This window comes from Actinomadura livida (assembly GCF_014648675.1).
In the GTDB taxonomy this organism is placed as follows: domain Bacteria; phylum Actinomycetota; class Actinomycetes; order Streptosporangiales; family Streptosporangiaceae; genus Spirillospora; species Spirillospora livida.
The window spans coordinates 61,377-86,765 of record NZ_BMRO01000016.1 but is presented as its reverse complement, the minus strand read 5'-3'; the positions used below and the strand labels follow the sequence as shown (position 1 = coordinate 86,765).

Below are 25,389 nucleotides of genomic sequence, written 5' to 3'. Positions count from 1 at the left end.
CGTATGGACAGCAGGAACAGGCGCAGGCTCGGCGTCGCGAGCGCCGTGGCGGGCGCCGGTGTCGGCGCCGCCGTCGGCCTGCGCCATGCCGTCGTCGGCCGGGTCCGGCTGCGGCCCGACCCCGACGCCGGCGAGCCGTTCGGCGAACTGCGCGGCCGGGAGGTGCCCGTCCAGGCCGACGACGGGCTCCCGCTGCACGTCGAGGTGGACGGCCCGGATGACGCCGGCCTGACCATCGTGTTCTGCCACGGCTACACCCTGAACCTGCACTCCTGGCACTACCAGCGTCGCGACCTGCAGGGATTCGTGCGGATGGTCTTCTGGGACCAGCGCAGCCACGGCCGCTCCGGGCGGAGCGACCCCCTGAACGCGACGATCGAGCAGACCGGCGACGACCTGTACGCCGTGCTGAAGGCCACGGTCCGCAAGAACCGCCCCGTCATCCTCGTGGGGCACTCCATGGGCGGCATGTCGATCATGGCGCTGGCGGACCGGCACCCCGAGCTGTTCGACCGGCAGGTCGCGGGGGTCGCGCTGATCAACACGTCCTGCGGCGACCTGGCGGAGATGACGCTGGGACTGCCGCTGGTGCTGGCCAAGGTCGTCCGGCCGCTGGCCCCGCGGACGCTGCGCGGCCTCGGCCGCCGCGCCGAGCTGGTGGAACGTGCCCGCGGCCTCGGCTCGGACCTGGCGTTCGTCGTCACGCGGAAGATGGCGTTCGCCGACAAGCACGTGAGCCCCACCGTGGTCGACTTCCTGGAGCACATGATCAGGGGCACCCCGATCGACGTGATCGCCGAGTTCTACCCTGCGCTCATGGCGCACGACAAGGTGGCCTGCCTCGGCGTCCTCGGTAACGTGCCGACGCTGGTGCTCGCCGGCGGGGCCGACCGGATGACGCCCGCCCCGCACGCCCGCCGCATCGCCGAGGCCCTGCCGGACGCGGAGCTCGTCGAGGTGGAGGAGGCCGGGCACGTGCTGCCGCTGGAGTACCCGGGCGTGGTGACCGGCGGCCTGCGCCGGCTCGTCGAGCGCGTCCGGCCGGGTCAGGGTCAGCAGAAGGAGCGCACCGCGTGAATGTGATTTCGCTCACTATCCCCACCGCCGAGGACATGCGTGACCTGGGCGTTCGCCTGTCCGCGCTGCTCGGTCCCGGCGACCTGGTCGTGCTGACGGGCCAGCTCGGCGCGGGCAAGACGACGCTCACGCAGGGCATCGGCGAGGGCCTGAAGGTGCGGGGGCCGATCACGTCCCCCACGTTCGTGATCGCGCGGGTGCACCCCTCGCTCTGCGAGGGCCCGCCGCTCGTCCACGTGGACGCCTACCGGCTGGGCGGTTTCGCGGAGCTGGACGATCTGGATCTCGATGCCTCGCTCGATGAATCGGTGACGATCGTCGAGTGGGGAGAAGGAATCGCGGAGGGCCTTGCGGAGGACCGTCTGGAAGTGATCCTTTCGCGCGGGGAGGGCGCCGGAGAGGAACGCGAAGTAAGGATCGTCGGGGTCGGTCATCGCTGGTCCGACCTGGAACTAGGCCCTGGATGACTGGGTCCGGACAACTTCTGCGCTTTTTGCAAGTCTGGTTGGACCACTTTACGGCTAGATGTCGTACTCTTTGCCGGAACGAGCCTCACCTTCACGACATATTGATTTCCGCAAGCAGGAGTGGGAACCCGTGAGTGGTAGCCATGGCAGCGGTGGTCACCGCGACAGCTACCGCGGTTCGGACGGTGGCCGGGGCGGCGGTCAGCGGCGGGACGGCGGTGGATACGGCGCGGGCCGCGACGAGTACGCGCCGTACCCGGAGCCCCGCGGTTCCGCGGGAACCGGCGGCGGTTACGGGACCGGTGGATACGCCACCGGCGGTTACGAGTCCGGCGGGTATCAGTCCGGTGGTTACGAGTCGGGCGGGTACGAGTCCGGCGGGTACGAGTCCGGTGGTTACCAGTCCGGCGGGTACGAGTCCGGTGGTCACCCGAGCGGCGGGCAGCGCGCGGGCGGCTATCGCTCCGCCGCATCGGGTAGCGGTCCCTACCAGAGGGAGACGGGCCCTTACCAGACCGGGTCCGGCAGCGGCCAGTACGGCCGGGACACCGGCGGCTACCGCACCGACAGCGGCGGGTACCGCACCGAGAGCGGCGGCTACCGGACGGGCAGCGGCTCGTACCGGGCCGGCAGCGGCGGCTACCGGACCGGCAGCCACCGCGTCGTGCGGGACCGCCGCACGGGCCGGCGCTGGGCCGTCGTCCTCGGCGGGGCGGCCGCGGCCGTCGCGGTCTGCGTGCTCGCGGCGTTCGTCGTCCTGAGCGGCGTCGGCGCGAGCGGCGAGGACGAGGGCGGCCGGGTCGTCGGCAGCGGCGCCAGCGAGAGCTCCCCGCTGACGAAGGGCGAGCGCAACGCCGTGCCCGACTCCTGCACGATCGTCGGCCAGGACATCGTCGACAAGCTGGCGCCCGGGTCCGAGCGGACCGAGGCCGAGACCTACCAGAGCAGCGACCGGCGGAACCAGTGCGTGTGGGGCGCCTACACGGGCAAGAACAAGCGCCAGCTCACCGTCGAGCTCCGCGCCATCGCCGCCGCGCGGGGCCGGACGGCCACCGACACCGCCACCGCCACGTTCACCTCCGAGCGCACCGCGGACGAGTCCGGCAAGTCCCTCCTCACCGGCCAGAAGCTCACCGAGAAGCGCCGCCTCGACGACGTCGGCGACGACGGCTACCTCGTCTACAGCGTCGACAAGGGGCAGGGGTCCGGCGAGGCGATCGGGAACGTCCGGCTGGGCAACGTCCTCATCACCATCCACTACTCCGGCGGCAACGACGGCGACCCGATCTCCTCCGGCACCGCCACCGACGGCGCGGTCGAGGTGGCCCGCGCCGTCATCCAGGGCCTCGAACAGTCCTGACGGCCGCACGCGGCCGGGCCGCCCGGTCATCGGCGGCTCCCTACCGGAGGGCGGCCTGTAGGCTTACAACCCGTGCTGGTCTTGGCTTTCGATACCGCGACCGCCGCGATCACCGTGGCGCTGTACGAGTGGACGCCGGGTGAGGGCGCGGTGCCGCGCGGGGTGGCCGAGGCGGTCGATCGCCGCAGGCACACCGAGCTGCTCACCCCGTCCATCGCGGGCGTGATGGCGGAGGCCGGGGCTGCGCCCGCGGACCTCAGCGCCGTCGCCGTCGGGGTGGGGCCGGGCCCGTACACCGGGCTCCGGGTCGGGCTGGTCACCGCCCGCTCCATGGGGGACGCGCTCAGCATCCCCGTGCACGGTGCCTGCACCCTGGACATCATCGCGTGGGCCACCGGGAGGACCGAGCCGTTCGCCGTCGTCACGGACGCTCGGCGCAAGGAGGTCTACTGGGCGCGGTACCACTCGTGCCGCGCGCGCGCCACCGGCCCGGCCGTGGGAGCGCCGTCAGACGTGCTGGACGGGGCGCCCGCCGGGCTCCCCGTCGTCGGCGAGGGCGCCACGCTGTTCCCGGACGTCTTCGGCGAAGGCGCGCACGAGCCGCTGCTGCCCACCGCGACCGCCCTCGCCGAGCTGACCGTCGCGCGCCTGGCCGGGATGAAGGTCCCCGAGCTCCTGCCGCCCGAGCCCCTCTACCTGCGCAGGCCGGACGCCAGGGAGCCCGGGCCGCGCAAGAAGGTGACGCGGGCGTGAGCGGGGTCGTCCTGCGGACCATGACCGGTACGGACCTCCCGGCCGTCCTCCGGCTGGAGCAGGGGCTGTTCCCGGAGGACGCGTGGAGCGAGGAGATGCTCCGCGAGGAGCTCGCCGAGCAGCCCCGGACCCGGCACTACGTCGTCGCGGAGGCCCCCGGCGGCGACCTCGTCGGCTACGCGGGCCTGGCCGCGGCCGGCGGCCAGGCCGACGTGCAGACCATCGGGGTGCGCGCCGACCAGCGCGGCGGCGGCATCGGCGCCGCGCTGCTCACCGAGCTGCTGGACGAGGCCGCCCGCCGCAACAGCGAGGCGGTGTTCCTGGAGGTCCGCGCCGACAACGACGGGGCGCGCCGCCTCTACAAGCGGTTCGGTTTCGACGAGGTCGGCGTCCGCAAGCGGTACTACCAGCCCTCGGACGTGGACGCGATCGTCATGTGCCGCAAGCTCCGCACCCGTCCGCCCATGGGCTTCACCAAGGAGAGCAAGTGATTCGGGACGAGCCGCTGGTGCTCGGCATCGAGACGTCGTGCGACGAGACCGGCGTCGGCATCGTGCGGGGCAACACCCTGCTCGCGGACGCGATCGCGTCCAGCGTCGACCAGCACGCCCGGTTCGGCGGCGTGGTGCCGGAGGTCGCGTCGCGCGCGCACCTGGAGGCGATGGAGCCGACGATCGAGCGGGCGCTGGCCGACGCCGGGATCGCGTTCAGCGACGTCGACGCGTTCGCCGTGACGGCGGGCCCCGGCCTGCCCGGTGCGCTGATGGTCGGGGTGGCCGCGGCCAAGGCGTACGCCCTGTCGCTGGGCAAGCCGCTCTACGGCGTCAACCACCTGGCCGCGCACGTGTGCGTCGACCAGCTCGAACACGGCCCGCTGCCGAAGCCGTGCGTGGCGCTGCTGGTGTCCGGCGGCCACTCGTCGCTGCTGCTGGTGCCGGACGTGGCGGGCGACGTCCGGTCCCTCGGCAGCACCGTGGACGACGCGGCCGGCGAGGCGTTCGACAAGGTCGCCCGCGTCCTCGACCTGGGCTTCCCCGGCGGCCCGGTCATCGACCGGATGGCCCGCGACGGCGACCCGGCCGCGATCGCGTTCCCGCGCGGCAAGTACAACGACGGCACTTACGACTTCTCGTTCTCCGGCCTGAAGACGGCCGTGGCCCGCTGGGTGGAGGCCAAGGAGCGCGCGGGCGAGCCGGTGCCCGCCGCGGACGTCGCGGCGTCGTTCCAGGAGGCCGTGGTGGACGTCCTGACGCAGAAGGCGCTGAAGGTCTGCAAGGACAACGGCGTCCGCGACCTGCTCATCGGCGGGGGCGTCGCCGCGAACTCCCGGCTGCGGGCCCTCGCGGCGGAGCGCTGCGAGGCCGCCGGCGTCCGGCTGCGGGTGCCGCGCCCGAAGCTCTGCACCGACAACGGAGCGATGGTCGCCGCGCTCGGCTCCGAACTCGTCGCCTCCGGAGCCGCCCCCTCCGACCTCTCCCTCCCGGCGGACTCAAGCCTCCCGATCGAGACGATCACCCTTTAGCACTGGCACCCTCTGGCACTGGCACCTTTAGCACTGGGCGAGGATGCGGGCGAGGTAGTTCTCGTAGAGGGGGACGTGCGCCTCGTCCATGACCCCGGTCTCGTCTTCGGGGAGCAGGTCCAGCAGGACGCGGACGTCCCAGTACGGGTCGTGCGGGTAGCCGCCGGAGACCTGGTCGAAGGTGGTCAGGAAGCGGTCGGCGACCGGCGGGCCGTAGCGGAGGGCCAGGCCGCGGCGCATCCGGGCGATGTCGACCGCGATCGGCCCGGACGAGGCGTCGGACCAGTCGACCACGCCCGTGAGCCTGCCGTAGGACCACAGCGTGTTGTCGGCGTGGTAGTCGCGGTGGATGAACCGGGCGGGCGCCTCGGGCGCGGGCCGGGCGGCGACGTCGTGCGCGCGTTCCCACAGCGCGGGCCGCAGGGCGTGCCGGGGCGGGCGCCGCACGTCGAGCCGGTTGTGCGGGACGTACGGGGGCATCGTGGACGCCCCGTTCAGCGTGTGCAGGGGCAGCAGCGCGGCGGCCAGCTGGATGAGGTACTCGGGCAGGTCGTCGGTGGACGGGTGCGGCGGGTGGCCGGCGAGGAGGGTGATGAGCAGGGCGGGGACGTCGCAGTAGGCGCCGGCGGGGTCGGCGGCGACGAGGGCGGGGGTCGGGATCTCGCAGCCGGCGAGGAGGGCGAGCGCGGCGATCTCGCGCTCGGGGGAGAACGCGGTGGCGCTGTAGCGGCGGTGCCCGGGGGCGGGCTCCCGGGACGTCCAGCGGCGCAGGACGAGTTCGTGCGTGCTGCCGGACCCGCTCTCGACGCGCAGCGCGTGGTTGGTGTGGGCCATCCCGCCGGGCAGCGGCCGGACCGTGCGGACCTCGGCCCCCTTGCCGAGGCACTCCTCCACCCAGCGCAGCGCTGCGCGGGCGGGCGGGCCGCCGGTCGGGAGGCAGGGAGCCTGTGTGTGGGTCACCTGATCCATGAAAACGGATTCCGAAGAGTATGGGGAGTGATTTCGTGAAGACGGAACGTGACGCGGCGCACGTCATCGCGCCGCGCCGCCGGTGGACCTTCGGGGCGTTGCGGTCCTCGCCGGGCGAACTTCGCGGATCCCGACGGGTATCGAATTTCCCTGGAAAGGGCGCGGGGTGGGGCCGGTCAAGGCCCCACCCACCCGGACACCGGCCGGTCTGGGGGCGGCCCCTCAGTCCTTGCTCTCGCGGCGGGGGCGCAGCAGCGCCTCGGCGAGGGCGAGCATCGTCTCCTCCAGGGTGGAGAGCCGCTTCAGCACGTCCTCGTGCACCGCGTTGACCTGCTTGGACACGTCGTCGTGGACGCCGTCGACCTTGCGGCCGACCTCCTCCTCGACGTGCGAGAAGCGCTTGGCGAACTCGGCCTGCGCGGCCTCGGCGCGCCGTCCGGCCTCGTCCTGCATGCCCTCCACGCGCCGCGCGAACTCGTCGTGGACCCCGCCGACCTGCCGTGCGACGTCCTCCTGCATGTGGCCCACCTGCTTGGTGACGTCCTCGTGGATGCTGCCGACCTGGCGCGTGACGTCGGCGTGGATGTCGCCGATCCGCTTGCCGACGTCCTCCTGGACGCCGCTGACCTGCCGGGACACCTCGTGGTGGACGGACTCGACCTGCTTGGCGACGTCGGAGTGGACCGACTCCACGCGGCGGGAGACGATGTCGACCTGCGTGGTGAACTCCTCCAGCGCGCCGTCCACCCGCTTGGTGACCTCCTCGTGGATGCCCTCGATGCGCTTGCGGACGTTCTCGTGCACGTCCTCGAACCGGCGGGAGAACTCGTCCATCCGCTTGGCGACGTCGCTGTAGGCCGTCTCGGCGATCTGCGACATGGTCGCCTTGACCTCGTCGCGGTCGGGCCGGGCGCGCAGCTCCTCGATCAGCGGGTCGACCGCCTCGGCGAGGTGCTTCTCCAGCGCGTCGAAGCGGTCGCCGTACTCGGCCGCCGGCCGCTGCGCGATCTCGTTGAGCAGCCGGTGCAGCTCGGCGATCTCCAGGGTGGCGGGCAGCCGGCCGATCCGCTCGCCGACGCCGTCGATGCGGCCGTCGATGCCCTCGAACCGCCCGTCGAGGCCGTCCATCTTGCCGGACAGCCCTTCGAGGCGCCCGTCGACGCCGTCCAGCCGGCCGTCCAGGCCGTCGAGCCGCCCGCCGACGCCCTCGACCCGTCCGCCGACCGCCTCCAGGCCCTGCTCAATGCGCTCGGCCATCTCGCCGAGCGCCTGGTCGACCCGCGCCGTGACCCCGTTGATCGAGTGCTCCAGCCGCTCGGACCGGTGCCCGAGTTCCGCCAGCGACTTGTCGAGCCGGTTGAAGCGGACGGACGCGGCCTCCATGCTGCCCTGGAGCTTGTCCAGCCGCTTGGTCATCTCGTCCATGCGCTGCGACGCCTGCTGCGTGGCATCGGTGATGTGCTGCGCGGAGTCGAGGACGGCCTGGATGCGCGTGAGGCCCTCATCGACGTTCTCGGCGACGACGCCGACGTCGGCCCACAGTGCGGGCAGCTCGGCCACGGGCTTGACCCGGTCGCCGAACGCCTCCAGGTGCTCGGCGAGGCCCTCGGCCCATTCCGGGGGTTTGCCGGCCAGTTCGTCGACCTGCCCGCGGACGCTCTCGATCTGCCCGGTCAGCCCGCTGAGCTCCCGCTCGCGGACCTCGCGCAGCAGCCACTCCATGCCCTCCAGCCGCTGGCGGATCTCGTCGAGGACCTGACCCTGTGAGCGCTGTTCATAGACGTGGTCCTGCGCCGCACGGGCGAGCAACTCCCGCATCCGATCCGAGACCGGTTGACCCCCCGTCTGCAGGAAGTTGTGATTCGTTTCCACCCGATGCTCCTTCGTGTGCCGGCGCGACGAAATGACGCACGGCAAATGAATCTCTGGAGTGGCCACTGTAGTGCGTGTGGAGCGCGGCTATTACGGGTAGCAGAGAACATCGTGAGTTCTGTTGGATGCGCCTGTTATCCCAATGGAGCGAATAGTGAATGATCGCCGGGGGCGTGTAGATCAAGCGCTTCGCGGCTATCAGGTAGATCATGGGGATGTGCACGGTGGCAGGGGGTGCGCGGGACGGCTTCCACCCGGTGTTCTGTCCGTACATCTCGTCCAACATCGGTAGTTCGCGAACCGCCGAGCCATACGCAGTGGCCCACGCGTGTGCGTGCGACGTGATGCCCTACGGCCGGCGGCTGGCCATTTTGATGGCGTATTCGGGAGCGCCCTGGTCCCCGTCGCTGAACATGTCTTGGTGTTTCTCCGCCCGGCGGGTGCGGCGGGCCGATTGGCGGGCCGGAGCGCGGCCTTGCCGGGTATGCGCCGTCCATGGCGAAGGCAATGCCGGAAAGCGCCGATGATTTGCGCGGCCATGGTGCGCCGCGCGCTCTCCCTTGGCATTGCCCCGTCCCGGGGAAGATCTTTGGACTCGATCCCGGGACGGCCCGCCGGTCCGGGCGGGTCAGGCCCGGACGGGACGGGTCAGCAGCGCCACCGGGGCGTCGCCGACGCGGGTCACGACCAGCGTCAGCCCGGGTGCGCCGCGGGGCGCGCGGCGCCCGGCGAAGCCGAGGTCGCGGCGCAGCCGGTCCACGTCGACCGCCGAGCCGCGCTTCTTCACGGTGAGGACGCCCGTGCCGCGCCGGCGCAGCTCCGCGCGCAGCCGCTTGACCGAGAACGGCAGCACGTCCTCGACCTCGTACGCGGCGGCGAACGGGGTGGGGCGCAGCTCGTCGGACGTGACGTAGGCGATGCGGGGGTCCGCGAGCCCGCCGCCGACCAGCTCCGCGACCTCGGCGACGAGGTGGGCGCGGATCACGGCGCCGTCCGGCTCGTACAGGTAGCGGCCCCAGGGGCGTACGTCCGGGGCGCCCAGATCATGCGGGGTGAGCGTCCACACCTGTGGATCGAGGTCGGCGGAGAGCAGGGTGGCCCGCCTGCCCGTCTCGCCGGCGAGCCCGCCGAGCCAGAGGGCGGCCTCCTTGACCTCGCCGCCGACAGAGATCCACTCGGCTTCCGCGCCGTCCGGGACGGCCTCGTGCGGTATCCCCGGCGCGACCTTGACGCAGGCGGAGGGCACCCGGCCGGCCAGCTCCAGGACGACGTCCAGCGGTGGCTCATAGGAACGGGGGTCGAAGATCCGGCCTCGGGTAGTGCGTCGTCCAGGGTCGGCGAAGACCGCTCCGAAGCCGTCGGGGTCCGCCTCGGTCGCGTCACCCACGCGGACAGAGGCGAGATCGTCCAGGCCCAGCGCGGCGATGTTCGCCCGCGCCACCTCGGCGGTCAACGGGTCGAGCTCCACCCCGACACCGGAGAGCCCCGCACGCGCACGCGCGATAAGGTCCGCCCCTAGGCCGCACCCCAGTTCCAGTACACGCGCGCCAGGCAGGCGGTCCGCGAACCGTCGCGCACGATAGGCGGCCACACTCCCGCGGGTGGCCTGCTCCAGTCCGGTCTGCGTGAAGTACATGCGATCGGCGTCGTCGCCGAACTTGGCCCGGGCCCGCTGCCGCAGCCGAACCTGCGTGAGGGCCGCCGACACGAGGTCCGCATCGTGCCGCTCGCGCAGCCGGGACGCCGTCGCGAGCAGCCCGTCCTCGCTCACGTCCATGCCCGACGCCTCATCCAGGAGCGCCTGGCCGGCGGGGGTGGCCAGGGCCAGGAACGGGGCGATCTCCATGGTGGGGAAGTTAGCGGGCGGGGTACGGCGGGCGGCGGGTTTCCGGTCTCTTCGTGTCCGTGTTGACGGGCTACCGGGCACGGAATAGTCTCCAGACTGGCACTCTCCTACTGAGAGTGCCAACCACAGCGACAAAGGTCGGTCTGGCACCCGCGACGACAGGCCGGTCCAGGGTCGCCTCTTCTGTCACATGTGCTGGCCGGCCGCACTCGGCCGGCCGAGGACCAATCGAAGGGGAGGTCAGATCGTGACGACCGCCACCAAGGTCACTCTCAAGCCGCTCGAGGACCGCATCGTCGTCCAGCCGCTTGAGGCCGAGACCACCACCGCGTCGGGCCTGGTGATTCCGGACACCGCCAAGGAGAAGCCCCAGGAGGGCACCGTCCTTGCCGTTGGCCCGGGTCGCGTCGACGACAAGGGCGAGCGCGTCCCGGTCGACGTCAAGGTCGGCGAGGTCGTGCTCTACAGCAAGTACGGCGGCACCGAGGTCAAGTACAACAACGAGGAGTACCTCGTCCTCTCGGCGCGCGACGTGCTCGCGGTCATCGAGAAGTAATCACCGAGACGTGATGCATCCGCCCCGGTCGGCGCCGCCTTCGGCGGGGCTGCCCGGGGCGGAATCGCGTGAAGAGGAGAATCCGCATGGCGAAGATCCTGGAATTCGAGGAGGACGCTCGCCGGGCTCTTGAGCGCGGCGTCAACGCTCTCGCGGACGCCGTGAAGGTGACGATCGGCCCGCGCGGCCGCAACGTCGTCATCGACAAGAAGTTCGGCGCGCCGACCATCACCAACGACGGCGTCACCATCGCCCGCGAGGTGGAGCTGGAGGACCCCTACGAGAACCTCGGGGCCCAGCTCGCCAAGGAAGTGGCGACCAAGACCAACGACATCGCGGGCGACGGCACCACCACGGCGACCGTCCTCGCGCAGGCGCTGGTCCGGGAGGGCACCCGCAACGTCGCCGCCGGCGCGTCGCCGCTGTCCCTCAAGCGCGGCATCGACACCGCCGCGCAGTACGTGGCCGACCAGCTCGTCAAGTCGGCCCGCGAGGTCGAGGAGAAGGGCGAGATCGCGCACGTCGCGACCATCTCCGCGCAGGACCCGCAGATCGGCGAGCTGATCGCGGAGGCGTTCGAGAAGGTCGGCAAGGACGGCGTCATCACCGTCGAGGAGGCCCACACCATGGGCCTGGAGCTGGAGTTCACCGAGGGCCTCCAGTTCGACAAGGGCTACCTGTCGCCGCACATGGTGACCGACCACGAGCGCATGGAGGCCGTCCTGGACGACGCCTACGTGCTCATCGTGGACGGCAAGATCTCCAACGTGCAGGAGTTCCTGCCGCTGGCCGAGAAGGTCGCCCAGACCAAGAAGCCGCTGCTCGTGGTGGCCGAGGACGTCGAGGGCGAGGCGCTGGCGCTGCTCGTCGCCAACAAGATCCGCGGCACGTTCACCTCCGTCGCGGTCAAGGCGCCGGGCTTCGGCGACCGCCGCAAGGCGATGCTGGGCGACATGGCCGCGCTGACCGGCGGCCAGGTCGTCAGCGAGGCCATCGGCCTCAAGCTCGACAGCATCGGCGTCGAGGACCTCGGCCGCGCCCGCCGCATCACCGTCACCAAGGACGCCACCACGATCGTCGACGGTGAGGGCGACGCGGAGGAGATCACCGCGCGGATCAACCAGATCAAGGTCGAGATCGAGAACTCCGACTCCGACTGGGACCGGGAGAAGCTGCAGGAGCGGCTGGCCAAGCTGGCCGGCGGCGTCTGCGTGCTGCGCGTCGGCGCCGCCACCGAGGTGGAGCTGAAGGAGAAGAAGCACCGCCTGGAGGACGCCGTCTCGGCGACCCGCGCGGCGATCGAGGAGGGCATCGTCGCCGGCGGCGGCGCGGCGCTCGTCCACATCGCCAAGGAGGGCTTCGAGGCGCTCGGCCTGACCGGCGACGAGGCCACCGGCGCGGAGGCGGTGCGCCGCGCGCTGGACGAGCCGCTGCGCTGGATCTCCGAGAACGCCGGCCAGGAGGGCTACGTCGTCGTCTCCAAGGTCCGCGACCTGAAGGCCGGCCACGGCTACAACGCCGCCACCGGCGAGTACGGCGACCTGATCGCCCAGGGTGTCATCGACCCGGTGAAGGTGACGCGCAACACCGTCACCAACGCCGCCTCGATCGCGGGCATGCTGCTCACCACCGAGGTGCTCGTGGTCGACAAGCCGGAGGAGGAAGAGGACGCCGCCGGCGGACACGGCCACGGTCACGGCCACGGCCACTGAGAACCGCCGCACCGGACGGCGTCCCGTCCGGACAGCGTCACCCGAGACCCTCGCCCGTTCCGGGCGGGGGTCTCGGTTTTGAGGCGTGCGGGCGGCGTGACTCGTCGTGCTTCCCTGGGTGCGATGTGTAGTAACGCCAGGATCGCTCCAGCACTGTGACCATTCCGTTGTAAAGGACGGTGGAGACACGCCCGGGAGTGCTGGGCATCATGCTTGACGTGACCGAGGGAAGCTACGCCGGGACCATGGCCGCGCGCGCTGTCGACCCCTCGGGAGGGCCAGCGCCTCCGCCGTCCCACGACACCGGCCGTGGAATCCGCGTGCTCCGCGCGGCGCAGGCGGGTGACGGCGACCTCAAGGAGCTGACCAGTCTCGCCGTCCAGGGCGACCCGGGCGCCATCGAGGTCCTGATCGCCGAGGTCCGCCCCATGATCGTCCGGTACTGCCGGGCGCGCCTCGGACGGGTCTCCGGCCAGTACCACATCGCCGACGACGTGGCCCAGGAGGTCTGCATCGCCGTCCTGGCGGCCCTGCCCCGCTACCGGGACATGGGCCGGCCCTTCGTGTCCTTCGTCTTCGGCATCGCCGCCCACAAGATCGCCGACGCGCTGCGCAGCGCGGTCCGCGCGGCCGTGCCCACCGAGGACCTGCCGGACGGTCCCGACGACCGGCCCGGCCCGGAGGAGACGGTGGTCCGCTACATCGAGGCGCAGCGCGCCCGCGACCTGCTGACGCGCCTCCCGGAGCACCAGCGGGAGCTCGTCCTGCTGCGCGTTGTGGCGGGCCTGTCGGCCGAGGAGACCGGTAACGTGCTGGGCATGTCCGCGGGGGCGGTGCGGGTGGCGCAGCACCGGGCCCTCGCCCGGCTCCGGGCGATGGCCAGAGAGGAGTCGATCGCTTGACGGAGCGCGGCCCCTTCACTGGCATGCGGGGAGCCCCGGATCCGGCCGAGCCGTCGAACCCCGGCGAGACCCGCGCGTCCGGGAGCGGTCCACCCGGCACCGCGGACCTCGGCGCGGTGCGCCGTACCGACGCGGTCATCGACTCGCTCGCGGCGCGGCGCGCTGCCGGTTCCGCGGCCGGTTCCGCGGCCCGTCCGCACCCTGGGACTGAGACCGGCCGGCCGCGGCAGGCCGAGGAGTCCGACCCCGCGGTACGGCTGCTGCGCGCTCTGATCGACGACGTGGACGACCCCGGCTGCGGCTCCGAGGCGGCCCCGCCGCCACCGCCGCCGTCCGGCCCCGGCCCCCGGCGCCGCGGCCCCCGCACCATCGTCGCCCTCGGCGTGGCGGGCGCCGTCCTGGCCAGCACCGGCGTCGCCGCGGCGGGCAGCGTGGCCGACCGCGCCACCTCCGCCGCCCCGGCGCCGCGGCCCAGCGCCGGTACGCCCGGCGACGCGGAGCCGTCCGCCCGCACGGACACCGACGCGGGAACCTACGAACGCCCGCAGCCCTCGGCTCTCCCGCCCCGCCCGTCCCCGGAACCCGAACGCGCCGGGCCGTCCACCACCCCGGCCGAAACCCCCGAGCACCGGGAAAGCGAGAGGCCGCGCACCCGCTACCCGTTCCCGTTCGGCCCGCGCTCGCCCCACCCGGACTACCCGGCCACGACCGTCTCGGCCCCGGCCTCCGAGACCGAGTCCCCCACCCCTGAGCGCCGCCGGGACCTGCAGAAGTACGAAGACAGGAGGCGCCACTCCGACAAGGACCCCCACCGCCGCTATTACGACTGACGCATCCGGCGGTAGGAGGTCCTGCGTCGAGAGCCGAAGTACCGGCCTGATCCGGCCTCGCTTTCCGTCAGCCGGGAAGCGCCGGGTCAGTTCTCGTCGTGGCCCTCTTCGCTGTCGATGACGCCGTCGACGTACCCGCGGGCGTACTCCCAGCTCACGTAGTCGACGGGGTCGGGCGCCAGGGCGGGCTCGTGGACGCGGGGGAGCCCCTCGTCCAGCAGGTGGCGCAGGTTGCCGTGCAGGAGCTCCCAGTCGATGTAGTGGAGCTTGCCGCAGTCGCCGCAGTCGACGGTGAGCCCCCGCACCCCGAGCGGTTCCAGCAGGGCGCGGAAGACCTCCAGGTCGGCGAGGTCGGCCAGCACGTCCTCGCGCTCCGTCACGCTGAGCGGAGCGGCCTCGTCCCCGGGGTCGCCGAGTGCCGCCGCCGGGTCCTCCGGGTCTCCGGCGAACGGGTCGAGCGGAGCGTCGTCGTGCACGCCTACCACGCTACTGCTTGACCGCCCGTGAGGTGCACCCCCGGTCTTCCTCCGTGCGCGAACGAACACGCAAAGTGGGAATGCGGACCTTGCCGTGATTGTTCTCTGATGTCACGAAGACCACTTGACCGGCGTGCGCAACCCGCCGTCCCGGCGCGTACCCAGGCTCTACCATGGGAGAAGGATCGCCGTGACCTGGCCCGATACCTCCACCACTACGGGAAGGTAGTCGTAACGGGATCCCCCTCCTGAAGGAGAGGGCTTTCAGTCGCACTGGCTGAGGGCCGCCGTTACCAGCACCAGCCAACAGTACGTTGGAGGTGAACGAAGTTGGCTACGTATCGCGTAGGACGGAAGACCGACCGGGCTGTGCTTCCTCAGCAGTCCGCTCTCGAATTCGGGTCAGCAGACATCCCCCGGATCGGGGACGAAACGGGGCTCGAAGGCCGTCAGGCACCCGGCGCGGTACATGTGCGAGGGGAGACGCTCGGCGCTTCACCTGGCGTCGAGCGCGTCACCCCCAACCTCGCGGTTGGGGAGAAGGTCCGTGAGGGCCACCCCGCCGTGTTCGTCCTCGACAAGCATGGCGCACCGTTGCAGCCGACCACGCCCGCCCGGGCGCGCAAGCTGCTCAAGCAGGGCCGGGCGGTGGTCGCCCGGCACACCCCGTTCGTCATCCGGGTCAAGGACCGCACCATCGCCGAGTCACAGGTGGACGGTGTCGAGCTGGGCGTCGATCCCGGCTCCAGGCACACGGGCATCGCCGTGTTCACCGACAAGGAAGGGAACCGCCGGGGCCTGTACGGCATCGATCTCGCCCATCGCGGCGGCAGCATCCGAGACAAGCTGTCGCAGCGCGCCGCCTACCGCAGAGGCCGCAGATCGCGGAACCTGCGCTACCGCGCACCCCGCTACTCCAACCGCACCAAACCCCGAGGCTGGCTCGCCCCGTCCCTGCGGCACCGGGTCGAGACCACCATGGCCTGGACCGCACGCCTGGCCCGGTGGGCACCCGTCCAAACAGTGCACCTGGAACGGGTCGCGTTCGACACCCACGCCATGTCCGCGGGCCGCCCCCTGGAAGGGGCCGAGTACCAGCACGGCACGCTGCACGGCACCGAAGTGCGCGAGTATCTGCTGGCCAAGTGGGGACACGCCTGCGCCTACTGCGGCATCACCGCAGTGCCGCTCAACATCGACCACATCCACCCCCGGTCCGAGGGCGGCTCCGACCAGGTCGGCAACCTGTGCACCGCCTGCATCCCCTGCAACCAAGCCAAGAACAACCGGTCCGTTGAGGACTTTCTCAGCACGTCCCCCAAGCAGCTCGCCCGCATCCTCGCCCACGCCAAACCCTCGCTGCGCGATGCGGCGGCCGTCAACACCACCAGATGGGTACTTTGGCGCGCCCTGGGCGCCGCGTTTCCTACCGTGCGGACCGCTTCCGGCGGGCGCACGAAATGGAACCGCACCCGCACCGGCCTGCCAAAGACACACACCTTGGACGCCCTGTGCGTCGGCCATCTGGACACCATCGACCGCATCCCGCGCACCGTGCTCACCGCCGCGGCCACCGGACGCGGTACCTATACCCGCACCCGCACTGACCGGTACGGGTTCCCCCGCCTCCGCCTCCCCCGCGTCAAGACCTTCTTCGGCTACCAGACCGGAGACCTCGCCCGCGCCGTCGTCCCCGCTGGGAAGAACGCAGGCACCCACACCGGACGAATCGCCGTAAGAGCCAGCGGGAGCTTCAACATCCGCACCCGCCACGGCCTGCTCCAGGGCGTCCGACACAAACACCTCCATCTCCTCCAGCGCGCCGACGGTTACGGATACACCACAAAACCTGAAGGCGTGATCAGCATGCGACCTGACAGGCCGGAGCGTCGCTTGGGCCCTAGCTGCCCTCCCGCGCTTTCGTTTCCTCCACCTGCCAGAGCAGGGGAATCCACGAAAGGAACCCGATGAACCCCGCCGCCGAGCCCGAGAAGTTCCTCCCGCAGGGCCTGACCTTCGACGACGTGCTGCTGCTGCCGGGCTACTCCGACCTGCAGCCCGGCGAGGCCGACACCACCTCCCGGCTGACCCGCCGCATCTCGCTGCGGATCCCCCTCGTCTCGGCGGCGATGGACACGGTGACCGAGGCCCGCACGGCGGTCGCCATGGCGCGGCAGGGCGGCATCGGCGTGCTGCACCGCAACATGTCGATCGAGGAGCAGGCCGAGGAGGCCGACCGGGTCAAGCGCTCCGAGGCCGGGATGATCACCAACCCGGTGACCTGCCTCCCGGACGCGACGCTCGCCGACGTCGAGGACCTCTGCTCCCACTACCGGATCTCCGGCGTGCCGGTCACCGACGTGCGGGGCGTGCTGGTCGGCATCGTCACCAACCGGGACATGCGCTTCGAGACCGACCTGTCCCGTCCGGTCCGCGAGGTCATGACGCCGATGCCGCTGATCACGGCCCCGGTCGACGTGACCCGCGACGAGGCGTTCCGGCTGCTGGCGGGCAACAAGGTCGAGAAACTCCCGCTCGTGGACGCCGACGGCCGCCTCAAGGGCCTGATCACCACCAAGGACTTCACGAAGAGCGAGCAGTACCCCCACTCCACCAAGGACGCGGACGGCCGGCTGCTCGTCGCCGCGGCCGTCGGCGTCGGCGAGGACGCGATCCGCCGCGCCAAGGCCCTCATCGAGGCCGGCACCGACGTGATCATCGTGGACACCGCGCACGGCCACTCCAAGGGCGTCGCCGACACGATCGCCGTGATCAAGAACAACGCCCCGGTCGAGGTCGTCGGCGGCAACGTCGCCACCTACGCGGGCGCGAAACTCCTGGCGGACGCGGGCGCCGACGCGGTCAAGGTCGGCGTCGGACCCGGCTCGATCTGCACCACCCGCATCGTCGCCGGCGTCGGCGTCCCGCAGATCACCGCGATCTCCGAGGCAGCCCGCGCCGCGAAGGAGGCGGGCGTCCCGGTGATCGGCGACGGCGGCCTGCAGTACTCGGGCGACATCGCCAAGGCCCTGGTCGCGGGGGCCGACACGGTCATGCTCGGCAGCCTGCTCGCCGGCGTCGAGGAGTCCCCCGGCGAGCTGATCTTCGTCCACGGCAAGCAGTACAAGTCGTACCGCGGCATGGGCTCCCTCGGCGCGATGCGCAACCGCGAGCGCGGCGCCTCCTACTCCAAGGACCGCTACGCCCAGGCCGACGTCAACAGCGAGGAGAAGCTGATCCCCGAGGGCGTCGAGGGCCAGGTCCCCTACCGCGGCCCCCTCGCCAACGTCGCGCACCAGCTCATCGGCGGCCTGCACCAGTCCATGTGGTACGCGGGCACCCGCACGATCCCCGAACTCCAGGAACGCGGCCGCCTCATGCGCATCAGCCCCGCCGGCCTCCGCGAAAGCCACCCCCACGACATCCAGATGACCGTAGAAGCCCCCAACTACCAGGGCCGCCACTAACCCCGCCACCAGACCCACCCTCAGGTGGCAGGTCATTGCGGGTCGCCCCGCCGCCGCGTTCTAGGTCGTCCTGCGCGAGCTGCTCCGCGACGCCCTCGAAATAGCCGTCGGCGTCCTTGTCGAGGGGGCGTTGGCGGCTTGGCGGGTGCGGGGGGTGCGGGGAGCTGACGTAAGCTCTTCTGGGCTTGTTCTCGCAGCGGGCGGGGACTTTGAGCACGGTGGCCCGGCCTCACCGCTTGGTGAGAGTCGGGTTGCGCAGAGGAAGGGCGCAGTGGCTGCTGAGGTGGAGATCGGCCGTGGCAAGAGCGGCCGCCGGGCGTACGCCTTCGACGACATCGGCATCGTGCCGTCCCGCCGGACGCGCGATCCCGAGGAGGTCAGCGTCGCCTGGCAGATCGACGCCTACCGCTTCGAGATGCCGCTGGTGGTCGCGCCGATGGACAGCGTGGTCAGCCCGGCGACCGCGATCGCCGTGGGGCGGCTCGGCGGCCTCGCCGTCCTCGACCTCGAAGGGCTGTGGACGCGCTACGAGAACCCCGAGTCGCTGCTCGCCGAGATCGCCTCGCTGGACGAGGTGCGCGCCACGCAGCGGCTCCAGGAGATCTACACCGAGCCGATCAAGGAGGAGCTGATCGGCCGCCGGATCCGGGAGGTCCGCGAGGCGGGCGTCACCGTGGCGGCGCGGCTGTCGCCGCAGCGCACCGCGCAGTTCCACAAGGCCGTCATCGACGCGGGCGTCGACCTGTTCGTCATCCGCGGCACCACCGTGTCCGCCGAGCACGTGTCGGGGCGCGCCGAGCCGCTGAACCTCAAGCAGTTCATCTACGACCTGGACGTCCCCGTCATCGTCGGCGGCTGCTCCACCTACACGGCCGCGCTGCACCTGATGCGGACCGGCGCGGCGGGCGTGCTGGTCGGGTTCGGCGGCGGCTCCGGGCACACCACGCGGACCGTCCTCGGCGTCGCGGTGCCGATGGCGACCGCCGTCGCGGACGTGGCCGCCGCCCGCCGCGACTACCTGGACGAGTCCGGCGGGCGCTACGTCCACGTGATCGCGGACGGCGGCATGGTGAACAGCGGCGACATCGCCAAGGCGTTCGCCTGCGGCTCCGACGCCGTCATGGTCGGCTCGCCGTTCGCGCGCTCCACCGAGGCGCCGGGCCGCGGCTACCACTGGGGCAGCGAGGCCCACCACGGCGACGTCCCCCGCGGCACCCGCATCGAGCTCGGGACGATCGGGACGATGGAGCAGATCCTTTACGGCCCGTCCCATGTCGCGGACGGGTCGATGAACCTGATCGGTGCCCTGCGCCGCGCGATGGCCACGTCCGGGTACACGGAGTTGAAGGAGTTCCAGCGGGTACAGGTGGTCGTGGCTCCCCGCCACTCCACCGACTGAGTGGTCCCGTGCCCACGGGGCTTCGCGGGCCCGGGATGAGATCCGTCACCGCGCGCTAACCCTTGCGGAATCGGTCGTTCGCGGGGTGGACGCATCCCTACTCTTGGGTAGGAAAGCTCGGACAATACAACCGCTGTGGGGGGAAACGCGATGACGGGATCACCTGTGACGGGTCTGGGCAGTTCCCGGCTGGGTCCGGCGGAGCGGGCCGCGGCGCTCGACCGGATGGCCCGCGAGGAGTTCGACGTCGTCGTCGTCGGAGGCGGCATCGTCGGTGCGGGCGCCGCGCTCGACGCGGCCACCCGGGGCCTGTCGGTGGCGGTGGTCGAGGCGCGCGACTTCGCGTCCGGGACGTCATCGCGCTCGTCCAAGCTGATCCACGGCGGGCTGCGCTACCTGGAGCAGTACAACTTCGACCTCGTCCGGGAGGCGCTGACCGAACGCGGGCTCCTGCTGCAGCAGATCGCCCCGCACCTGGTGCGGCCCGTCCCGTTCCTGCTGCCGACGACGCACCGCGTGTGGGAACGCGCGTACATCGGCGCCGGCGTGGCGCTCTACGACGCGCTCGCGTTCCAGATGGGCAGCACGCGCGGCGTCCCGCACCACCGGCACCTCACCCGGCGCGGCGCGCTGCGGCTCGCGCCGTCCCTGCGCAAGGACTCCTTCACCGGCGCCATCCAGCTGTGGGACGCGCAGGTCGACGACTCCCGCTTCGTGATGATGGCGTTGCGCACCGCCGCCGAGTACGGCGCGCAGATCGCGTCCCGCACCCAGTGCATCGGCTTCCTCCGCGAGGGCGAACGCGTCACCGGGCTGCGCATCCGCGACCTGGAGGGCAACACGACCAGTGAGGTCCGCGCCAAGCAGGTCGTCAACGCCACCGGCGTCTGGACGGACGACATCCAGGAACTCGTCGGCGGACGCGGGCAGATCCACGTGAAGTCCTCCAAGGGCATCCACCTCGTCGTCCCCAAGGACCGCATCCACTCCGCGACGGGGATCCTCCTGCGCACCGAGAAGTCCGTCCTGTTCGTGATCCCGTGGGGCCGGCACTGGATCATCGGCACCACCGACACCGCCTGGGACCTCGACAAGGCCCACCCCGCCGCCTCCCAGGCCGACATCGAATACGTCCTGGACCAGGTCAACCGGGTCCTCACCACGCCCCTCACCCACGACGACGTGGAGGGCGTCTACGCCGGCCTGCGCCCCCTCCTCACCGGCGAGACCGAGGAGACCTCCAAACTCTCCCGCGAGCACGTCGTCGCGCACCCCGTCCCCGGGCTCGTCCTCGTCGCGGGCGGCAAGTACACCACCTACCGCGTCATGGCCAAGGACGCCATCGACGCCGTCGCCCACGGCCTCGACGGCAAGATCCCCGAATCCTGCACCGACCGCATCCCCCTCGTCGGCGGCGACGGCTTCCAGGCCATGTGGAACGCCCGCCACCGCCTCGCGTCCCGCTCCGGCCTCCACGTCGCCCGCATCGAGCACCTCCTGCGCCGCTACGGCACCCTGGTGGACGACCTCCTCGAACTGATCTCCGACAAGCCGGACCTGGCCAAACCCCTCCCCGGCGCCGACGACTACCTCCGCGCCGAGGTCGTCTACGCCGCCACCCACGAGGGCGCCCGCCACCTCAACGACGTCCTCGCCCGCCGCACCCGCATCTCCATCGAGACCTGGGACCGCGGCATCGGCGTCGCCCAGGAGGCCGCCGACCTCATGGCGCCCGTCCTCGGCTGGTCCAAGAAGCAACGCGACCGCGAGATCGAGTACTACCGCAAGCGCGTAGAAGCCGAACGCGCCTCCCAAACCCAGGAAGACGACCAGGAAGCCGACGCCCACCGCCGAGGCGCCCCCGACATCGTTCCTACTGCCTAGCAGCTCCCTTGGCGTCAGGCGCTAGAGCGCCTTCCTTCGGCCGGAACCGCGCGCGATCGCTGCATCGCCCCGTCTCGCCTAGTGCGGTGACCACCAAGGTGCACCGGCTCGTTGACTTGCGGCGTGTTGTTGTTATCCGGTGCGCCATAACAACAACACGCCGCAGCTCAACGGCTTGTCGACCCGGTGAACGTTCGCGGACACCGCACTAGCGGCTCGCCGCGCGGGTGGGGCGGCGGGATGCTGGTCGGTGTTAGTGGGGGGTGGCTGGGACTTCTGGCGGATCGGTTATGGCACGTTCCAATCGGTGGGACAGTTCCTCCGGGGGCTGGACGGCTGAGACCGGCGGTCGGGTGCCGAGCACTAGGGAGGGGACGCCGGTGACGCCGCGTTTGGCGGCGTTCTTTTCGTCGGCCCGGACCTCGTCGGCGAAAGCGTCACCGGACAGGAGTGCGTTGACGTCGTCGATGTCCAGGCCGGCCCTCGTTCCCAGGTGTTCTAGGACCTGGGGGTCGGCTACGTTCAGGCCGTCGGTGTGGTAGGCGGTCAGCAGGTGTTCCAGCATGTGGTCGGACCTGCCGTGAGCCGTGGCCAAGTGGAAGAGGCGGTGGGCGTCGAAGGTGTCGACGGGGCGGGCCTTGTGCAGGTTGAGTTCCAGTCCCTCGGCGGCACCGAGGCGTCGGATCAGGTCGATACGGGCGGCCGTTCGGTCGCCCCACCACTCGGTCATCTCCTCGGCCGCCGTTGGGCCCGGCGTCTTTCGGCTCTGAGGGGACAGTTCGAAACTCCGCCACACGATCTCCACCCGGCCGGCGTCGGGGAGTGCGGACAGGGCCCTCTCCAGACGCCTCTTCGCGATGAAGCTCCACGGGCACAGCACGTCGAAGTAGACATCGGCTCGCAGGGGACTCTGCTCACGCGTAGTGCGGGTCACGCGTCGCTCCGCTGGGGGCCGGGGCCGACTTCGCGCAGGACCGCGTAGTGCGGCAAGCCGGTCATCCGTGCTTCGGCCTTGCCGGACAGGCCCTCCAGCGCCCGCTCGATCGCGGCCATCCGACCCTCGGTGTCGGAGGTCTTCTCGAAGTGGCGGTAGTCGGCCTCGCTGTCCCAGTGCACGATGTTGTACACCCGGGTGCCGTCCAGGCTCACGTGGAACCGGGCCGACCGGTAGCCCGGATAGAACCGCACCCAGCGCTCCTGGATCTCTGCGAACGCCTCCACCAGCTCCCGCTGTGTCCCGGGGCCGTCGACGGTGTAGTCGATGATCGAGTAAAAGCCGGAATCCGCGCTCACGCGCACGCTCCTCTTGTCGGGTTAAGGGACAACCTCGCACCCCACCCTGCAACCTCAACCTGAGTTGAGTTCAAGGCCCTCCTGAGCGGCCCCGCGCGCGTAGTAGAGCCGGCCGTGTGAGACGAACAGCCCGGTGATGTTGCGGACCTGGTTGTGCCAAGTCGACGTGTTGACGGGCTGGTCGGCGGTGCCGAACGCGGTGGCGTGCTAAGCGGTGCCCGAAGTGGAGGCGGTGCAGGCGGCGGTGCGGATGGCGCCGGAGGGTGGAGGTGGTGCTCGGGGTGGAGGCAGTGCCTGGGGTGGAGGCCGTGCCGGGGGGCCTGGTCGTTGTCGGGGGCGGCGCCTCGGGGCGGAGTACGGGAGTCGTTGCGTGCCCTTCCTTGAGCAGTTGCACTGAGGCGCCGCGCCCGGAGTTCGGCGGTGGCTTCCACGATCTCCGTGGGGGGCGACGGGATTGCAGGTCTGTCGGTGGTTCTGGGCGCGGGTGTGTGTGCGAGGCGTTTGGTGCGTTGGTGGTTGGGTGCTGGGGCAGGGTCGTCAGTTGCCGCGCATTAGGGTCTTGCCGGTTTTGTATAGGTCGGTGGGGACTCGGGTTGGGTCTAGGAGGTGTTGGAGGGCCAGGCCCATGTCCAGGGCCAGGGTCAGCGTTGCTCGGTCGTCGGGGGCTATGTCGTCTGTGGGGTCCAGTTCGCTGGCCATCTGGGCGCGGCGTTCGGCGTACCAGTCGGCTATGCGCCAGCCGGCGGCGTAGTCGCGCATGCCGTAGAGCCAGAATTCGACCAGGAGCAGGGCCAGGCGGCGTGGACGGTCGTCGGTGTCGTGGCGGGGGGAGGAGCGGCCGGTGTGGTCGGTGTCCTCCTCGGCGGCGCGGAGTTCCTCGCAGACGTCGGTGTTGCGGTCGGCGGTGAAGCGCTCCATCAGGGCCAGTAACAGGTCGGTCTTGCCGGCGAAGTTGGAGTAGACGGCGCCCTTGGTGAGGCCGGCGGCCGCCGCGATGTCGTCCAGCGAGGCGCCGTGGATGCCGCGTTCGGCCCAGAGCCGCTCGGCGGCGGTGAGCAGCGCGGAGCGGGTCTGCTCGCGGCGGCCCGGGCGTGCCCGGGTGCTGCCGCCGGACGGTCGGCGCGTGCGCTCGCCGCGGGTGTCCGTCATGTGGTGTTCCCTCCCCGTGTTCAGGACGGCTTCCCGTGCCGGGCGCGGCAGCGGACGCCCGGGCCGCGGGTCGCGCGCCGAGATTCTCCCCTTCCCTTCGGGATACACCGGCCGGACATGGTCATTCATCCAGTTGCGCAAGTCCGTCCTGGTTGGAACGGTCCGCTTGAGGGGCGGAAACGGCAAGCCGGGAGGAGTTTCACAAACCGCCCTGACCGTTCGTTACTTGCGGGTAGCCAAAAGTGGCCGGGGGGTCATACCCTGCGTGCATGGCATCCCCGACGGTCCCTGCCAAAGGCGCGGCAGAGCACGAGCTCCCCCAGAATCTGATCGACCGGCTGGCCTCGCACGTCGTCTCGGGCGGCGCCGACACGGCCACGATCCCCAGCCCGTTCACCGGAGAGCCCCTCGCGACCGTCCCGATCTCCGGCGCGGGCGACGTCCGCGAGGCGCACCGGCGGGCGCGGGAGGCGCAGCGGGCCTGGGCGCGGCTGCCCGTGCGGGAGCGGGTCAAGCCGTTCCTGCGGCTCGCGGACGCCCTGGTCGACCGGCGCGAGGAGATCCTCGACGTCATCCAGCTGGAGACCGGCAAGGCCCGCCGCCACGCGCTGGAGGAGTTCCTCGACGTGGCCCTGTGCTCGCTGTACTACGCCCGGCGGGCCCCGAGGCTGCTGAAGCCGCGGCGCAGGCAGGGCATGATGCCGGGGGTCACCCGGGTCCAGGAGCTGCGGCACCCGAAGGGCGTCGTCGCGCTGATCGCGCCGTGGAACTATCCGTTCGCGCTCGGCGCCAGCGACATCGCGCCCGCGCTGATGGCGGGCAACGCGGTGATCCACAAGCCGGACACCCAGACGTGCCTGTCGAGCCTGTGGGTGCTGGACCTGCTGGTCGAACTCGGTCTGCCGCGTGACGTGTGGCAGATCGTGGTGGGCGACCCGGCCGAGATCGGTGACCCGCTGCTGGACGAGGCCGACTACGTCTCCTTCACCGGGTCGACGCGCGGCGGCAAGGCCATCGCGGAGCGGGTCGCGCCGCGGCTGGTGGCGTACTCGCTGGAACTCGGCGGCAAGAACCCGATGATCGTCATGCCGGACGCGGACGTCGAGCGGACCGTCCGGGGCGCCGTCCGCGCGTGCTTCACCAACGCCGGGCAGCTGTGCATCTCGATCGAGCGGATGTACGTGCACGATGACGTCTACGACCGGTTCGTCCCCCGGTTCGTCGAGGCCGTCAAGGGCATGAAGCTCGGCACCGGCCTCGACTTCGGGGCCGAGATGGGGTCGCTGACGTACCCGCGGCAGCTGGAGGCGGTGACCCGGCACGTCGACCAGGCCGTCAAGGAGGGCGCGACCGTCCTCGCCGGCGGCCAGGCCAGGCCGGACATCGGGCCGCTGTTCTACGAGCCTACGGTCCTCACGGACGTCGGCGAAGGCATGGACCTGTGCGCGAACGAGACGTTCGGCCCGGTCGTCTCGATCTACCGGTACCGCGACGAGGACGAGGTCGTCGCCCGCGCCAACGACACCCAGTACGGGCTGAACGCGTCGGTGTGGACGAAGAGCCCGTCGAAGGGCCGCCGTCTCGCCGCCCGCATCCAGGCGGGGACCGTGAACATCAACGACGGGTACGGCGCCGCGTACGCGTCGTACGACTCCCCGATGGGCGGGATGAAGCAGTCCGGAGTGGGGCGCCGCCATGGATCCGAGGGCCTGCTGAAGTTCACCGAGGTGCAGACCGTCGCGAGCCAGCACTTCATGGACCTCGAACCTCCGGGCTCCCTCGACTACGACCGGTTCGCCGCGTTCATGGCGAACGGCATCAAAGTGATGAAGAAGCTCCGGATCAAGTAGGGAAC

At 71.3% G+C, this 25,389-nt stretch carries 22 protein-coding genes; 15 read left to right on the top strand and 7 right to left on the bottom strand.

Features of this window, described 5'->3' with window-relative positions; genetic code table 11:
- The first annotated feature begins 3 nt into the window (after positions 1–3).
- The 6 genes from IEZ03_RS30910 (at position 4) to tsaD (ending at position 5,179) form a co-directional block, all read left to right on the top strand.
- A complete protein-coding gene (locus IEZ03_RS30910; RefSeq protein WP_184889080.1) occupies positions 4–1,077 on the top strand; it encodes an alpha/beta fold hydrolase in 1,074 nt (357 codons plus the stop codon).
- 2 nt (positions 1,078–1,079) lie between these two features.
- Entirely contained in the window at positions 1,080–1,544 is a 465-nt protein-coding gene (tsaE, locus tag IEZ03_RS30905; RefSeq protein ID WP_373293707.1) for a tRNA (adenosine(37)-N6)-threonylcarbamoyltransferase complex ATPase subunit type 1 TsaE, read from the top strand.
- Positions 1,545–1,674: 130 nt separating this feature from the next.
- Positions 1,675–2,904 (top strand): hypothetical protein, encoded by a 1,230-nt coding sequence (locus IEZ03_RS30900; protein WP_184889078.1) that lies wholly within the window; start codon positions 1,675–1,677, stop codon positions 2,902–2,904.
- 72 nt (positions 2,905–2,976) lie between these two features.
- Entirely contained in the window at positions 2,977–3,657 is a 681-nt protein-coding gene (gene tsaB / locus IEZ03_RS30895; protein WP_184889076.1) for a tRNA (adenosine(37)-N6)-threonylcarbamoyltransferase complex dimerization subunit type 1 TsaB, read from the top strand.
- A 20-nt stretch (positions 3,658–3,677) separates the two neighbouring features.
- Positions 3,678–4,148, top strand: a complete 471-nt coding sequence (gene rimI, locus IEZ03_RS30890; protein ID WP_132048832.1) for a ribosomal protein S18-alanine N-acetyltransferase — start codon at positions 3,678–3,680, stop codon at positions 4,146–4,148.
- Positions 4,148–5,179: a tRNA (adenosine(37)-N6)-threonylcarbamoyltransferase complex transferase subunit TsaD gene (tsaD, locus tag IEZ03_RS30885; protein WP_184890948.1), complete on the top strand. Its 1,032-nt coding sequence runs from the start codon at positions 4,148–4,150 to the stop codon at positions 5,177–5,179. The genes rimI and tsaD overlap by 1 nt, the downstream gene beginning before the upstream one ends.
- Before the next feature lie 27 nt (positions 5,180–5,206).
- Here tsaD and IEZ03_RS30880 read toward each other — a convergent pair whose 3' ends face one another.
- From IEZ03_RS30880 to IEZ03_RS30870, 3 genes are all read right to left on the bottom strand, one after another.
- Positions 5,207–6,148 carry a phosphotransferase family protein gene (locus IEZ03_RS30880; protein WP_184889074.1) on the bottom strand — a complete coding sequence of 314 codons (942 nt, stop codon included), beginning with the start codon at positions 6,146–6,148 and terminating at the stop codon, positions 5,207–5,209.
- A 222-nt stretch (positions 6,149–6,370) separates the two neighbouring features.
- Positions 6,371–8,020, bottom strand: coding sequence for a hypothetical protein (locus IEZ03_RS30875; protein ID WP_184889072.1), 1,650 nt, complete (start codon positions 8,018–8,020; stop codon positions 6,371–6,373).
- A 628-nt stretch (positions 8,021–8,648) separates the two neighbouring features.
- Complete coding sequence (locus IEZ03_RS30870; RefSeq protein ID WP_184889069.1) at positions 8,649–9,866, bottom strand: class I SAM-dependent methyltransferase; 1,218 nt, start codon at positions 9,864–9,866, stop codon at positions 8,649–8,651.
- 247 nt (positions 9,867–10,113) lie between these two features.
- On the opposite strand from IEZ03_RS30870, the gene groES reads away from it, so the two are divergent.
- From groES to IEZ03_RS30850, 4 genes are all read left to right on the top strand, one after another.
- Positions 10,114–10,422, top strand: coding sequence for a co-chaperone GroES (gene groES, locus IEZ03_RS30865; RefSeq protein ID WP_131953481.1), 309 nt, complete (start codon positions 10,114–10,116; stop codon positions 10,420–10,422).
- Between the two features lie 86 nt (positions 10,423–10,508).
- Positions 10,509–12,134: a chaperonin GroEL gene (gene groL, locus IEZ03_RS30860; protein WP_184889067.1), complete on the top strand. Its 1,626-nt coding sequence runs from the start codon at positions 10,509–10,511 to the stop codon at positions 12,132–12,134.
- A gap of 314 nt (positions 12,135–12,448) precedes the next feature.
- Positions 12,449–13,036, top strand: a complete 588-nt coding sequence (locus tag IEZ03_RS30855) for a sigma-70 family RNA polymerase sigma factor (protein ID WP_132054027.1) — start codon at positions 12,449–12,451, stop codon at positions 13,034–13,036.
- Positions 13,037–13,059: 23 nt separating this feature from the next.
- The gene (locus IEZ03_RS30850) at positions 13,060–13,866 is read left to right on the top strand and encodes a hypothetical protein (RefSeq protein WP_184889065.1); all 807 of its coding nucleotides are present in this window, start codon (positions 13,060–13,062) and stop codon (positions 13,864–13,866) included.
- A gap of 86 nt (positions 13,867–13,952) precedes the next feature.
- Here the strand turns inward: IEZ03_RS30850 and IEZ03_RS30845 are convergent, their stop codons facing one another.
- Complete coding sequence (locus IEZ03_RS30845) at positions 13,953–14,342, bottom strand: DUF5319 domain-containing protein (protein WP_131953484.1); 390 nt, start codon at positions 14,340–14,342, stop codon at positions 13,953–13,955.
- Positions 14,343–14,813: 471 nt separating this feature from the next.
- Here IEZ03_RS30845 and iscB point away from each other — a divergent pair, with 471 nt between their 5' ends.
- The 4 genes from iscB to glpD all read left to right on the top strand — a co-directional run bounded on the left by iscB (position 14,814) and on the right by glpD (position 21,092).
- Positions 14,814–16,313: an RNA-guided endonuclease IscB gene (gene iscB, locus IEZ03_RS30840; protein WP_229808692.1), complete on the top strand. Its 1,500-nt coding sequence runs from the start codon at positions 14,814–14,816 to the stop codon at positions 16,311–16,313.
- Positions 16,310–17,809 carry an IMP dehydrogenase gene (gene guaB / locus IEZ03_RS30835; protein ID WP_184889063.1) on the top strand — a complete coding sequence of 500 codons (1,500 nt, stop codon included), beginning with the start codon at positions 16,310–16,312 and terminating at the stop codon, positions 17,807–17,809. Before iscB ends, guaB begins: the two co-directional genes overlap by 4 nt.
- A 283-nt stretch (positions 17,810–18,092) precedes the next feature.
- Positions 18,093–19,208 (top strand): GuaB3 family IMP dehydrogenase-related protein, encoded by a 1,116-nt coding sequence (locus tag IEZ03_RS30830; RefSeq protein WP_131953491.1) that lies wholly within the window; start codon positions 18,093–18,095, stop codon positions 19,206–19,208.
- A 150-nt stretch (positions 19,209–19,358) separates the two neighbouring features.
- Positions 19,359–21,092 carry a glycerol-3-phosphate dehydrogenase gene (gene glpD / locus IEZ03_RS30825; protein WP_184889061.1) on the top strand — a complete coding sequence of 578 codons (1,734 nt, stop codon included), beginning with the start codon at positions 19,359–19,361 and terminating at the stop codon, positions 21,090–21,092.
- A 253-nt stretch (positions 21,093–21,345) separates the two neighbouring features.
- Here the strand turns inward: glpD and IEZ03_RS30820 are convergent, their stop codons facing one another.
- The 3 genes from IEZ03_RS30820 to IEZ03_RS30810 form a co-directional block, all read right to left on the bottom strand.
- Positions 21,346–22,026 carry a DsbA family oxidoreductase gene (locus IEZ03_RS30820; RefSeq protein ID WP_229808691.1) on the bottom strand — a complete coding sequence of 227 codons (681 nt, stop codon included), beginning with the start codon at positions 22,024–22,026 and terminating at the stop codon, positions 21,346–21,348.
- A complete protein-coding gene (locus IEZ03_RS30815; RefSeq protein ID WP_184889059.1) occupies positions 22,023–22,385 on the bottom strand; it encodes an antibiotic biosynthesis monooxygenase family protein in 363 nt (120 codons plus the stop codon). The genes IEZ03_RS30820 and IEZ03_RS30815 overlap by 4 nt, the downstream gene beginning before the upstream one ends.
- A gap of 537 nt (positions 22,386–22,922) precedes the next feature.
- Positions 22,923–23,534 (bottom strand): TetR/AcrR family transcriptional regulator, encoded by a 612-nt coding sequence (locus IEZ03_RS30810; RefSeq protein WP_184889057.1) that lies wholly within the window; start codon positions 23,532–23,534, stop codon positions 22,923–22,925.
- A 269-nt stretch (positions 23,535–23,803) separates the two neighbouring features.
- On the opposite strand from IEZ03_RS30810, the gene IEZ03_RS30805 reads away from it, so the two are divergent.
- Positions 23,804–25,384: a succinic semialdehyde dehydrogenase gene (locus IEZ03_RS30805; protein WP_184889055.1), complete on the top strand. Its 1,581-nt coding sequence runs from the start codon at positions 23,804–23,806 to the stop codon at positions 25,382–25,384.
- Positions 25,385–25,389: the final 5 nt, after the last annotated feature.